The 12,577-nt window shown below is 39.8% G+C and carries 10 protein-coding genes; 3 read left to right on the top strand and 7 right to left on the bottom strand.

Features of this window, described 5'->3' with window-relative positions; all coding sequences use genetic code 11:
• Nucleotides 1-354: 354 nt before the first annotated feature.
• The 6 genes from ACPDHL_RS09480 to ACPDHL_RS09455 form a co-directional block, all read right to left on the bottom strand.
• The gene (locus tag ACPDHL_RS09480; protein WP_430532526.1) at nucleotides 355-1,128 is read right to left on the bottom strand and encodes a methyltransferase domain-containing protein; all 774 of its coding nucleotides are present in this window, start codon (nucleotides 1,126-1,128) and stop codon (nucleotides 355-357) included.
• A gap of 155 nt (nucleotides 1,129-1,283) precedes the next feature.
• Nucleotides 1,284-1,820: a hypothetical protein gene (locus ACPDHL_RS09475; protein ID WP_430532525.1), complete on the bottom strand. Its 537-nt coding sequence runs from the start codon at nucleotides 1,818-1,820 to the stop codon at nucleotides 1,284-1,286.
• Nucleotides 1,821-2,059: 239 nt separating this feature from the next.
• Nucleotides 2,060-2,788, bottom strand: coding sequence for a hypothetical protein (locus ACPDHL_RS09470; RefSeq protein WP_430532524.1), 729 nt, complete (start codon nucleotides 2,786-2,788; stop codon nucleotides 2,060-2,062).
• Between the two features lie 353 nt (nucleotides 2,789-3,141).
• On the bottom strand, nucleotides 3,142-4,641 hold the full coding sequence (locus tag ACPDHL_RS09465) for an acyl-CoA dehydrogenase family protein (RefSeq protein ID WP_430532523.1): 1,500 nt from the start codon (nucleotides 4,639-4,641) through the stop codon (nucleotides 3,142-3,144).
• A 210-nt stretch (nucleotides 4,642-4,851) separates the two neighbouring features.
• Complete coding sequence (locus ACPDHL_RS09460; RefSeq protein WP_430532522.1) at nucleotides 4,852-5,715, bottom strand: helix-turn-helix domain-containing protein; 864 nt, start codon at nucleotides 5,713-5,715, stop codon at nucleotides 4,852-4,854.
• A 134-nt stretch (nucleotides 5,716-5,849) separates the two neighbouring features.
• On the bottom strand, nucleotides 5,850-6,632 hold the full coding sequence (locus ACPDHL_RS09455; protein ID WP_430532521.1) for an enhanced serine sensitivity protein SseB C-terminal domain-containing protein: 783 nt from the start codon (nucleotides 6,630-6,632) through the stop codon (nucleotides 5,850-5,852).
• Nucleotides 6,633-6,860: 228 nt separating this feature from the next.
• On the opposite strand from ACPDHL_RS09455, the gene ACPDHL_RS09450 reads away from it, so the two are divergent.
• From ACPDHL_RS09450 to ACPDHL_RS09440, 3 genes are all read left to right on the top strand, one after another.
• Nucleotides 6,861-7,817: an alpha/beta fold hydrolase gene (locus ACPDHL_RS09450; RefSeq protein WP_430532520.1), complete on the top strand. Its 957-nt coding sequence runs from the start codon at nucleotides 6,861-6,863 to the stop codon at nucleotides 7,815-7,817.
• A 558-nt stretch (nucleotides 7,818-8,375) separates the two neighbouring features.
• Nucleotides 8,376-9,392, top strand: a complete 1,017-nt coding sequence (locus tag ACPDHL_RS09445) for a PTS transporter subunit IIC (RefSeq protein ID WP_430532519.1) — start codon at nucleotides 8,376-8,378, stop codon at nucleotides 9,390-9,392.
• A gap of 961 nt (nucleotides 9,393-10,353) precedes the next feature.
• Nucleotides 10,354-10,929 carry a hypothetical protein gene (locus tag ACPDHL_RS09440; RefSeq protein ID WP_430532518.1) on the top strand — a complete coding sequence of 192 codons (576 nt, stop codon included), beginning with the start codon at nucleotides 10,354-10,356 and terminating at the stop codon, nucleotides 10,927-10,929.
• A 257-nt stretch (nucleotides 10,930-11,186) separates the two neighbouring features.
• Here ACPDHL_RS09440 and ACPDHL_RS09435 read toward each other — a convergent pair whose 3' ends face one another.
• Complete coding sequence (locus tag ACPDHL_RS09435) at nucleotides 11,187-12,563, bottom strand: DEAD/DEAH box helicase (RefSeq protein WP_430532517.1); 1,377 nt, start codon at nucleotides 12,561-12,563, stop codon at nucleotides 11,187-11,189.
• Nucleotides 12,564-12,577 lie beyond the last annotated feature (14 nt).

Below are 12,577 nucleotides of genomic sequence, written 5' to 3'. Positions count from 1 at the left end.
GCTGAATGATTTAACATACTCACATAAAAGGCAGTTACCGCTCCTTCCCAGAAATTACCTCCTGTTAATACGGATACTCCTCCACCACTAACCTACTCACTACTCCAAATATAGCGTTTTTCACAAAACCGAATTTCTTTTTATACTGCTTATGTAGGATACACGGAAAGTTAACCTGTTGCAAAAAGAGTAACTTACTTCAGGATGAAATCAAGCTTGAGCATAAAAAAAAGCAGTAGGGGCTCTCCTACTGCTTTTTTCTATTTCTATCGTCTATTGACGAACCACCTTGCAACCTATTTTAGTTGTAAAAGACGATCAACAATAGACTCTACTATTTTTTGTAAAACTCCTTTATCGCTTTTCCTTTCTACCATACAGCAGTATTCTCTTAAATGCGTACAATGCGGGCAAGGTCGGAAAAGCACGGGCTATTTCTGCTTGAAAGGCTTTTACAAACTGCGGTTGTTCCTCTTCCTTGAGTCGTTCCATATAGGGAATCAAGGCAGAACCTGAAATAAAGTCATACAGTGCTTGGTGAGTATCCGCAATAATAGGATACACGCGTTGAGCGATATTCAAATCGACCAATCCTCCTTCAAACATCAGTTGCGCATAGGCATCCAAAGGGAGTACCGCTGTTTTTCTGTTCCATCCTCCTAGCTGTGTTTTAAACGGTTCTTGCTCCGCTAAACGATCGAGTAATTGGTTGAGTATATTCTCTGCTTGGGAGGGCATTTGAACAGCAAATTGTCCTCCTGAATTTAGTTTTTCAATCAACTGGGGAAACAAGGTCTGATGATCATCCGACCACTGTAGGGCAGCATTGCTAAAGATCAGATCCCAGGTTTCTGTTGAAGTGGCGAATTGTTCGATGGTCTGTTGTTTAAAAGTCAACCGATCAGACGCCAAAGGGTAGGCTTTTTCCAACATCTCTTGAGAGGCATCAATTCCCACAAAAGTAGCTTGTTCAAACTTTTCAACGAGTAAGGCGGTTTGCTCTCCCGTACCACAACCTAAATCAACAGATTTCATGGGTGTGGTGGGTTGAATCAGCGCACTCAAATCAAAAAAAGGCAAAAAACGAACCGATTTAAACTGGTTGTAGACAGTAGGATTCCAAGGCATAATATCAAATTTTATTTAAGGTAAAGCTACGAAGTCGCCGCGGAAAACACGTGTATAATTTGAGAAAAATAGGGTGTGTTTTCTGCTATATTGGTAAAAATAAGAGGGAAAATTAGGGAAATGATAAGGGGTTGTGCACAGGAAAAGATGACCTCTTACTTGAGTTTCGCCTGCAACAACTCCATCCATTTCGCTCGATCATTAACCACAAAACGGCATGCCTGATCCGCTAAATTCACTTTTAAACCATTGTCGATCAACCCCATGGTTCTACACGGCTTGATACTTTGTATATCGGCAAAAGCGATGCGTACCGTTTTTTTCGTAAAATTAAATTTATGGGAATGGAACAGTAAATAGTCTTGGGTGATACCTAGCTTTCCACCAATAGCCTGTCGGTTTAAAAATAAATTGGCCACACCATAAGCTTCGAGGACTTCGTCCTCTTCTAGGGGTAAATCTAATTTAAGCAGGATTCCCTTCGTCATCTTCTTGATGAAGAAGTAAAACACCAAGGAGAAAAACACACCAAAAAGCACGCCTTTCACGAGATAGTAGTACCACGCCTCAAGGTTTTGGTCAAATACCCAATCCATTAGCACGCCCAAAAGGATATAGGCTACAATCACAAGGCTTATAATCTTAGCTGCGTCTTTTTTACTTACGCCTAAAGCATCGGCTCCAATTTTCATGGTGTTTTCGTTTACTGGTGTTTAAAGATACGGATAAAATCCCTGACTTAGTATCCCTTTTACAAATAACAGCCCACAGGGACAGTTAGCGTTAAAAGGCAGTAAACAGCTCCATTCATACGTCCTATTTTCTACTTCCTTACTCCAATCCACTAGAGTTCCACTAGGCTTCAGTTGTTCTAACACCTTTTATTTTAGGGGCTTATTTGATAGGCAAAGTTGGAGTTAATTACCCATTATTAAATGCGATTTACCTCAGTCAGCAGTGCCAATTTATACTCCCGTTTGTGGCTTTTGGGGTTTAGATCAACAAAGGTATACTGCTCAAATGAACGGAGTACTTTTTTAAAACGATCAGTAGCCTCTTCTAAGCTCCAAGCAGTAGGAAAGTAAAACCCATCAAAGGTTGCATCGGTAATACGAGCCTCGAAATCGTGTAAATACTCATAAAATCCGCCATAAGCTAGCGCTATTTTCCCTTTCCATTGGATGTCGTATAGTCCGTTGGCTAAGGCGGTGAATTGAAGGTTGTGATTGGCACACCAATCGTGGCCCAACAAATAAATACCAAACGCTGCATCCTCTTCTGTCCAATCTGCTGGCAAAGGCAGGGTATCAAGGGTAAAAACGCGATCTTGTAATTCCCTAAAATCAAAAGGATGTTCCTCATCTCCAATGCAAATCCCCTCTTCATCGGACCAATACGAAGACGATAGCGTACACTGGTGGTAATTGTCCCACACAATTTTGGATTGCCAAGAATTCCAACTGTCATAGACCGTATCTTCACCCTCCTCCTCTTCTTCCTCTTCTATATACTCCTCCCCTTCACTGCGATAGTAATATTGGGATTTTAAATGCAAGTCAAACCACAATGTTCCAGCCTCATCCAAACGACCAGACCAGATAAATGCCTCCAATTGATGTGCTTTTGGATAAGCACTATCGATAAATGTTATTGTTCTCATAGCTGTTTTTATATCCGTAGCCGTTGCCCTACACCAACCGAAGTTGGAATGAGTACGACTAGGGAATCACAGGGGCAATTTATACATTTTAGTTGACAGTTGACTTACTTTTTATTATTGATTGTTTGGGTTTGATCCGTCATGTGTCCATGATGAGTCCATAGTGTCTCTATTAAAAAGCATTGTTTTAATAGAGACACTATGGACTCACAATAGAGGTAGTATCCAAGCATTATTTACAGTTTACAGTTTACAGTTAACGGTTGACAGTTTACAGAAGAGATGGGAGATGGGAGATGAGAAATGAGAAAATCATCTCCATCTCCCATCTCCACTTTCCACTTTCCACTCACCTATAAGAAACGCGTCCAATCTGAATTGACTTGATAATCCAAAATAGGATCTACATCATTTTGGGTTTTAAACTGTCCATAAAAAGCAGCTAAATCCGCTTCCACCTGTTGACGGGTAATTTCTACGAGTTGGGGGTTAAAATCGTCCATTTCCAACACAAACTGAAAGCTAATCACACGAGAAAGCATCTTGCCTATCAGCAACATATTGCGTTGTTTAACTGTGCTGTCCACCGTAAAATCAAAGTAGGTACGAAATAAATCCACACTTTCATTGGTGCGTTCATATCCTTGTAAAAAGCGATATAAATTGGTTTCCTTGGCCTTGCGCATCAATTTGACAATTCCCTCAGCTATTTGCGTATACAGCATTTCATTGGATCCCTCAAAAATTTGGAAAGGTCTACAGTCCACTAATGATCGCCCTGCAATATGGTCCAAGCGATATCCATTCGCCCCTGCTAATTGCAAGCTTATTTGAGCTGATTCTTGCATTAAATCTGTCACAACCGCTTTGAGTACATTGGCCTCAATACTCATCGAAGCTAAGTCGTGCTCAATGCCACTAGTTGCCACGCTAAAAATACACATACCCGAACACAGCGTATAAGCTGCTTGAATCTTGGCAATTTGATTTTTCACCGAATCAATACTCAACAGCGAAACCCCTCCTACTTGTCTTTCCTGACAATGCGCCAAAGACTCGTCTAACAATCGTTGAATAAAGCCCAATCCCATCCCTGGAAATTGCAAACGACTGCGGTGTAGCGTATCGAGCATTAGTTTAATTCCCGTGCTTTCCGTTACTAATTTTTGTTCCGAAGGAACGGCAATATCAATTTCGTTGATCCCATAGGGAATGGCATATAATCCGAGGTTATTGTAGCGATGCGTCATCGGAATATGTTGATCTGCTCTGTTGTTTTCAGAAACAAAAAAGTCAATATCGCGAGATAATTCGCCATTGGATTTAGTCTCTCTTGCGGTTACCAACCAAAAATCAGCAGCACCACTCAAGCCTTGCCAGTGTTTTTGTCCCTTAATATGAAACAGGCCCTCTTTGTGCTGAAAGGCTGTTTTCATATTCAAGGCATCACTCCCATGCGCTTTTTCCGTAATCATTAAACCACCCATGGCTTTGTTTTCCATAAACTGTTGAAATACGCGTTGCTGCACAGCTGGTTGTCCATATTTGGCAAGGGGTTCCAAAAAGAGCGCAATGTTAATTCCAAACATCAACGATAAGGGCAACGACTCATACGAAGCAGCGGCAAGTATTTGCAAACACTCTTTTACTTGTACGCCTCGCCCGCCATGCTCAGTCGGAATAGCAACTGCTAATGGTTTTTCCTCCATGATTTCCTCCATCAATTCAGGGGGAAAATCACGGGTTAATCCCATATCATTATAATTGTATTTTTCGCGAAATAAATATTTTAATCGCTTCTTAAATTCTGCGATATAGGTACTAAAATCGATGTGTTCTATTACTGCCTGCATAACTATACTCCTTTTTTCAATTAAAAATCCGCAGCAGTTTGACGGTTTCTTTTCCTAAGTACAGAAAATTAAGTAAATCTTTTCTTCATCCAAAAGAACAAAAACGATCAAACCCTACTTTGAACAAATATAAGAAGCTGATTACGAAACAAATATGATAGTTCAGATTAATACTAGGACAAATCGTGCATCTTTACAATACCGTTGAGGTTATATTTTTCTGTATTCTGAAGGCGTAATACCCACGTGTTTTTTAAAAAGTCGAGCAAAATAAGAGGGATCGACAAAATCGAGTTCATAAGCAATCGTAGCAATGCTCTTGTTGGTTTCTAGCAGTAAAAGTTGGCTGTGAATAATGGCGATTTCCAAGATGAGTTGCTTGGATGATTTTTGATATACCGCAGAAACACAGCGATTCAAGTAATTGATGGACACCTTGAGTTGATCGGCATAAAAATCGACGGTCTTATGCTTGTTAAAGTGTAAATGAACGAGTTGTTTGAATGCAATGGCAATCTCTTGCTTACGCTCAATAGATCGTGTCGAATCCGACAACTTAATCACCATCAAAGCAATGGTTTTGAACAAACTCTCATACAGCTCTTTATAGGGTTTATCGCTGTGAATCTCACTATACAATAAATCGAGTAGACTGCTGAGTGCCGCACTATTTTGCGCATCGAGATTGAGCAAAGGCGAGATGGTAAAAATATTCAAGATCTGGGTTTCGCGAAACATAGAGGTCATAGCGTGTTCTTTAATCAACACACAATAGCCTTCTGCCGATTTATCCACAGACTCAATAGCCGAAATATAGCCATAGTTACACAGCAAAACAGCAGGTGCTTCTACGGTAAATGTAGTTGATCCAATGCGTTGGGTAAAATAGCCTTTGGTCAGGTGAATCAATAAATTGTACCCAAAGAAAATAGGCGGAATTGGAATTTTAAGGTAAGGCGCAATATCCTTAAGGGCAAAAATTTTAATTGGCGTTTGAATATAGGTCAAATGATTCCGACTCATATCCATGAATTTAGAAACAAATTCATCTGCATTAATTTGATTGTCTATCATACCTAAGGGTGTTTATTCAAAGTTCAGCAATTGAATTGAATTGGCAATAAAAAACAGGCTTTTTTACCTTGATTCGATGGCGCGGATTTCCACCTTAAATCCGTGGGATCAGGACAAAGCGCATGAAAACTTACCTATTCCTTTCGTTGATAAAAAGGAGTGGTTTGTTCTGTAAAATAATTACTTAACGGACTATCGTCTATTTGAACAAAGTCAATAAACTCGTGTTCTTTTAAAAATTGTTGTGCGACAAAACCCGCTTCTTGTGTCAGTTCTTGTACCGCTCCATCCGCATCAATTCCCATAATATAATGAGGTAATTCGCCGCTTTCTGGATCGTATATCCAACCCAAATAAGCTGCTTTCACTAGTGGGCGTGTTGCAAAAAATTCACTTAACGCCTTTACAATTGCAGTGGGATACTTTGCTGGTTGTCCCAGCTGAACCTGGGTTTCCTTTTCTACAGTAATCGTTTTTCCAGTAGCCGTAATAGTCCCCTGTAACAGTCGTTCAATTTCTTCTGGTATCAGTTCTTTTCCGTAGTCTGAATAAGGATTGAGTACAAACGTCGCCCCTTGTGCAAGATCAAATAAATTCTTACCTGTCAGCTGCATATATTCCACTTCTTCCGTAATCACCCCTTTATCAAAAATTCGATCTATAGAAGTGAATACTGGAATTTTACCATCTGCATAGGAAACAATATTGACCGTTGCCTCTTGTTCTAAAGTATGTCTTCCTGCTTGAAAATTTGGATTTTGCGTCAAGATCACCAATTCATCTGTTAGTAATCGGTTGTAGAATTCAATGCGATAGGTAGGATCAGACGATGCCTGTTCTAAAATCTCCTCCAAAGTCAACTGATCTTTGGTTGGCTGTTGCTGCTGTTTCTTTTTAAATCGATCTAAAAATCCCATAGTCTTCGTTTCTATCTTTTACTTAAAACAGTTAGTACTGTCATACTATCCCCCATTAAAGTGAAATTCTATCAACAAATTTACTTAAAAAGGGATTCAAAAAAAAGACATCCGCTGTTCCACCCTATTATTTTCACAGCTCCGTAGGAATAGCAAACAAAAGAGCTTCCTCCTCTTCTTTTTTTACTTAACTTCGTTATTTATAATTAATCTCAATAAGATACTATTATGCTTCTATTTCAATATCAACGCATGCTCCGTCTCGTTTTTGCCTTTATGCTACTACTCCCTCTTGCGATTCATGCACAAACACCCGCAGAACAAGCGTATTTCACCCTTGAAAACACGCCCCTTCACCTGATTCATACTGAAGAAGTAGATTTGGCTGTACGCTATAAAAAAGGGGAAGGGACTCCCCTTGTCTTTATTCACGGATCATGGGATGATCACAATTCGTGGTTAGCCGTAGCAGAAGAAGTAAGTAAAGCCGTACCCAATCCTATCCTCCTATACGATAGACGTGGACACAGTGCTTCTACCCCTGACACCAAACAAGGAACGATATCAATGGATGTACAAGATGCCTTAGCCCTACTGGATGAGTTGGGGTTCAAAAAAGCGCATTTCATTGGGCATTCCTATGGTGCTAACATCACCATTGAACTAGCAACGAATCACGCGGATCGCGTTGAAAGTATTGTGCTTTACGAACCGCCTGTCTTTGGGTTGCTCAAGGGAAAACCTGAATACCAATCAATCCTAACCGCTGTACAAGAGGACATGCAAAAGAGCAAAACCCTCTTGGAACAAGGCGCTATAGAACAGGGTACGTTTCATTTTATTGAAAAGGTTGCCTTTGGCACAGGCAGTTGGTCTGCTATTTTTGATGAAAGAGCCCGCAATACCATGACAGCGAGTTACCGCACTTGGCTAGATCAGGCTCATGATCCAGAGCGTCTCAACCTAAAGCCTGAAAACCTCAACCAATTTAAGGGCCATATAACGTTGATTACAGGATCGGATTCGATCCTCGTTTACCCAGCAGTTGCTCAAGAAATTAAACAACAAGTGAAGGCTATAGCACTGTATACAATTCCTGGTGCTGGACATGGAGGGTTGATTTCTCATCCGCAACAAACGGCAGCCATGCTCCTCAATCACTTCAAGGGGTTAGTGCAGCAATAACAACAGTAAACGCGTATCGTTTACTGTTGTTACTATTGCATGATCCGATGGCGCGGCAATCTATGCCTTCATCTATCCGATGGTGAATATAATTTATCTTCTCTTTTATAAAAGAATTAGAATCAATCCGTGCCTTCGTCGCGATCGGGGGATTTTGTTCGAGTTTTGTTCGGGTTTTGTTCGGGTTTTGTTCGGTAAATGTGGGGTAATCCCCCGTAAATACACATGTTTACCGAAGAAGACCCAAACAAAACTAAGACCAAGCAAAACAAACAACTGAATAACAGTTGTTTATGTTTTTTATAGAGAGAAAAATAAAGCCATTTGAGCTTTTTTTTACCATATATGAGAAGGCAGTATTGCAGGTTAATTTCGACTGATGTAGTTTTGTAGCGTATTCTGCTGGTGAATATAATTTATCTTCTTTTTTATAAAAGAATTAGAATAAATCTAGCGCACGGATTCAAATCCGCGCGATCGGGGGAAAAACTCAAGCAACCTCCTTGCTTTTAGTTAACTTTGCTTTGGGCATCACCCTTTTATAAAATCATCCTATTCATGCGAGCATTTCTTCAAAAAAAAGACATCCAAATTTCGAGTAAGCGCTATTTTATCGATGCGATGGGGGCCATGGCCTACGGGTTATTTGCCACCCTACTCGTTGGAACCATCCTCAAAACAATAGGGGAAGAATTGGGGATTCCCTTCTTAACAACGGTTGTTTGGCCTTTTGCCAATCAAGCCACAGGTCCCGTAATCGCACTGGCAATCGCCTATAGTTTACGAGCGCCTCAGTTGGTACTCTTTTCTTCTGCTGTTGTGGGTGTGGCGGCTTATCAATTGGGTGGTCCTTTAGGTGTATTTCTCGCCACCATCGTTGCTGTAGAAATAGGCAAAGCCGTAGCAGGGGAAACGCGAATAGATATTGTGGTTACGCCTATTGTTACCGTTTTAGTTGGGGTAGCTTTAGCCCAATTGATTGGCCCAAGCGTCAATCAGGTAATGCAGTGGATTGGACAACTCATTATCCTATCTACAGAGGCTAATCCCCTCATTATGGGTATGGTGATCGCTGTAGTGGTAGGAATAGCATTGACTTTGCCGATCTCCTCCGCAGCCTTGTGTTTGATGTTGCAGTTGGATGGATTAGCAGCAGGAGCGGCTACTATCGGTTGTTGTGCTCAAATGATTGGATTTGCAACCATCAGTTACAAAGACAATGGCCTAAAGGGCGTACTCGCGCAAGGGTTGGGTACTAGTATGTTGCAAATGCCCAACATTTACAAAAACTGGAAGATCTGGATTCCTCCAACAGCGGCATCAGCTATCTTAGGCCCTCTGGCTATTTTGTTTTTTGATATGCAAAATACGGCCTTAGAGTCGGGTATGGGAAGTTGTGGACTCGTGGGGCAAATTGGAACGTTTAATGCGATGAAAGACTCCTATTCTTCTACGTATATCCTCTTAACAATTGTAAGTTTACAATTTATAGGCCCAATGCTTCTATCCTATCTAATCTATTCTCTTCTGAAGAAAAAGCACTGGATTCAAGATGGAGATATGAAATTGTTTTAATACAAGCAAAGCTTACAAACAAGAATACAAAAGCAAAGAATAGTATGGAATCAAAAACATCAACGGGGACAGTTAGTCTTCTCTTAAAAAAGGAAATACGCTTTACCCCTGTTGCTGTGTGTGCAATTCAATACGGTTTATAGCCAAAAAAGGGCAGATTTTTCATTAAAATCTACCCTGTTTTTAGGTTGTGCATCTCCCTCTTGCGAGACAGTGCTTCCCGTTTCCACAACTTATAATTAAATTTCCTTTTATCCAATCAATTAACAAGGCAGTTAGCTCAATAGGTATTGTTCCTTCTTTGCGCAATCCGTGCCTTCCTCTATCCTATAGTAACTATAATTTATCTTCTCTTTTATCTAACGCAGGGTTGCAAATCCGCGCGATCGGGTGATCAGGTCCTGTTAAGTAAAACCGTGTTTATGCTTTCCGTGGTTGAATATAAACACTTCGCAAGCAGAAACCCAAACCCATGCCTAAACATTTAACATAGATGAAAGTTTACTTGTCACAGCTGTTAAAAAAAACAGAACAAAATGACCTTACTTTCCGATTTTTCACTTCTTCACCTCCATTCAAAAAATCTACAAAATTGCCGTCTACTTTTGACTATAAATAGCATTAACCCTTTCAATGAAAAAAGTATGAAAAACCGCAATTTCCGAATCGTTCTTGGTCTTGTTTTATTGCTTAGTTGTCTTTCTTGTAGAAAGGATGACGATCATCCAACGGCATCCCTGGCGATTAAAAGTAGTCCTTTTGAAGTAAAATCTTCGCACCCCTAAGTGATTGTAACTAAATCGAATGGATGAATGGTGACTATTTTTATTTGAAATAGGTTGATCTTTTATCCCAATTAATTTTTGTTCCCCCATATTTTTCTGGATATTTAGCCGTTTAATAGGTAGTTTATTCTGACTTTATATATGCAACTAGAAAAATATACTCAAAAATTCAATCCATGAAAAAAACAATTATTTTATCTGCCACCTTACTAACATTTACGTTGTCCTCCTATTCACAAAGTGACAGCAACACCATCGAAAATCAGTTTAACACATTAATCAGTCAGTCCAATAACTGGCAGAATTACAAGGTAGTAGAAAAAAATAAGTTACAACAGGTTCAACACAATGTAAAAGATTCGATCACGGGTTTACAAACGACTATCCGCCAAAACAACAGTGCATTGAGCCAACAAAAAATGTCGATTGACTCCTTGTCTAATCAACTACAAGTACTTCAAAAAGACCTATCTGTTGCTATTGAACAAGAAAATAACCTTGATTTTATTGGGATTAGTACGCACAAGAGCACCTTTAAAATAATCGTTTGGTCGATTATTCTTGTCCTTCTCTTGATTTTGGGGGTTTTATTTATTCAGTTTAAAAAGAGTTTTACTGACACAAGGGACGCACGTAAAAAGCAAATAGACGCAGAAAGCGAACTCGAAGAGTACAAAAAATTAGCGTTGGAGCGCGAACAAAAAATCAGACGTCAGCTTCAAGATGAACTCAATAAGAATAAACGAAACTAACGCAAGTAAATAGAAGCATATAACAGAGTAAATTTTATAGCACAAAGCACTAGAAACCAATAATATGTTGTTTTCTAGTGCTTTGTTGTTTATCTCACTGATTTTATATTTTGTTTTGGTGTTCGATGAACCTACACTGCGTTACGGTGTATCTCACTGATTTTATATTTTGTTTTGGTGTTCGATGAATCTACTTTTTGTTCTTTGTTCTTTATCTCACCTAGTTTATATTTGTTTTGGTGTTCGATGAATCTACGCTACGCTTCGATTTGCTCTTTGCGCGGTTCGCGTTTTTGACCTTCACGTTTTTGACCTTCACGTTTTTGACCTTCACGTTTTTGACCCTCGCGTTTTTGACCTTCACGTTTTTGACCTTCACGTTTTTGACCTACAGCCTCCTGACCTTCGCGTTTTTTATTTCGATTGTTGCGATTATTTCGCTTATTTCGATTGTTGCGCTTGTTTTCTTTCTTCTCTTCCGAAGTCGATGTTTCTGAGTTCGATAGTACTGCAGTAGGCATTGACTCAGACAAAACAGGAATTTTAATTCCAATGACTTTCTCAATCTTCTTTAGCTCCTTGATCTCGTCTGTGGCACAAAAAGAAACCGCCACACCATGCGCACCTGCACGTCCTGTTCGTCCAATTCGGTGTACATAACTTTCGGGTATATTGGGCAATTCATAGTTGACTACATGTGGTAATTCCTCTATATCAATACCGCGAGCGGCAATATCTGTAGCAATTAATACGCGTATCTTGTTTGCTTTAAAATCGCTAAGTGCACGTTGTCGAGCGTTTTGTGATTTATTACCATGGATGGCTGCGGCAGAAATACCCATACCCGCCAATTTTTTAGCCAATCGATCGGCTCCGTATTTCGTACGAGTAAAAACCAAGGAACGCTCAATGGATACATCCTTCAATATCGAAAACAGCAAATCTAGTTTGTCGTCTTTTTCCGCAAAATAAACGCCTTGTTCAATCGTTCCTGCGGTAGAAGAAACGGGAGATACATGCACTTCTTTTGGATTCTTTACGAGTTGCATCGCTAATGTTTTAATCTCAGGCGGCATAGTTGCTGAGAAAAATAGCGTTTGTCTTTTTGTGGGGATTTTGGTAAATATCTTGTTGACATCCCTTACAAATCCCATATCTAACATACGATCGGCCTCATCTAGCACTACAATTTCGATGTGTTGAAGCGAAATCAACTGCTGATTTAACAAATCCAACAAACGACCTGGCGTTGCAATAACAACATCCACACCGCGTTTGATTTGTCCTACTTGCTTGTGTTGAGATACTCCTCCAAAAATAGCTAGGTGTTTTATTTTTAACTGTGCACCATAGGATTTAAAATTATCGTCTATCTGGATCGCTAGCTCCCTAGTAGGGGTTAAAATAAGCGAACGAATTCCTTTTTTTGGTGCTGTTTGCTGTTGCAACAGCTGTAAAATAGGAATGGAAAAAGAAGCTGTTTTTCCTGTTCCCGTTTGTGCACACCCAATAATATCGTGTCCTTGTAAAATAAAAGGGATACTCTGCGCTTGAATGGCAGTAGGTTGATCATATCCAATTTCCTTAATTGCATTTAGGATGGGTTGGATTATATTTAATTCTTTAAAAGTCATAGTCAATGGGCTAA

Origin of the sequence: Myroides sp. C15-4, from assembly GCF_050522745.1 — a bacterium.
Classification (GTDB): domain Bacteria; phylum Bacteroidota; class Bacteroidia; order Flavobacteriales; family Flavobacteriaceae; genus Flavobacterium.
Note: the sequence above shows the minus strand (reverse complement) of the source record. Positions and strands in the feature narration are given on the sequence as shown.

Excerpts from the sequence above, each read along its gene's own strand:
- ACPDHL_RS09450 (WP_430532520.1), top strand. The coding sequence starts at position 6,861 with ATGCTTCTATTTCAATATCAACGCATGCTCCGTCTCGTTTTTGCCTTT.
- ACPDHL_RS09480 (WP_430532526.1), bottom strand. The coding sequence starts at position 1,128 with ATGCCTTGGAATCCTACTGTCTACAACCAGTTTAAATCGGTTCGTTTT.
- ACPDHL_RS09455 (WP_430532521.1), bottom strand. The coding sequence starts at position 6,632 with ATGGGATTTTTAGATCGATTTAAAAAGAAACAGCAGCAACAGCCAACC.
- ACPDHL_RS09435 (WP_430532517.1), bottom strand. The coding sequence starts at position 12,563 with ATGACTTTTAAAGAATTAAATATAATCCAACCCATCCTAAATGCAATT.
- ACPDHL_RS09475 (WP_430532525.1), bottom strand. The coding sequence starts at position 1,820 with ATGAAAATTGGAGCCGATGCTTTAGGCGTAAGTAAAAAAGACGCAGCT.
- ACPDHL_RS09445 (WP_430532519.1), top strand. The coding sequence starts at position 8,376 with ATGCGAGCATTTCTTCAAAAAAAAGACATCCAAATTTCGAGTAAGCGC.
- ACPDHL_RS09465 (WP_430532523.1), bottom strand. The coding sequence starts at position 4,641 with ATGCAGGCAGTAATAGAACACATCGATTTTAGTACCTATATCGCAGAA.
- ACPDHL_RS09440 (WP_430532518.1), top strand. The coding sequence starts at position 10,354 with ATGAAAAAAACAATTATTTTATCTGCCACCTTACTAACATTTACGTTG.
- ACPDHL_RS09470 (WP_430532524.1), bottom strand. The coding sequence starts at position 2,788 with ATGAGAACAATAACATTTATCGATAGTGCTTATCCAAAAGCACATCAA.
- ACPDHL_RS09460 (WP_430532522.1), bottom strand. The coding sequence starts at position 5,715 with ATGATAGACAATCAAATTAATGCAGATGAATTTGTTTCTAAATTCATG.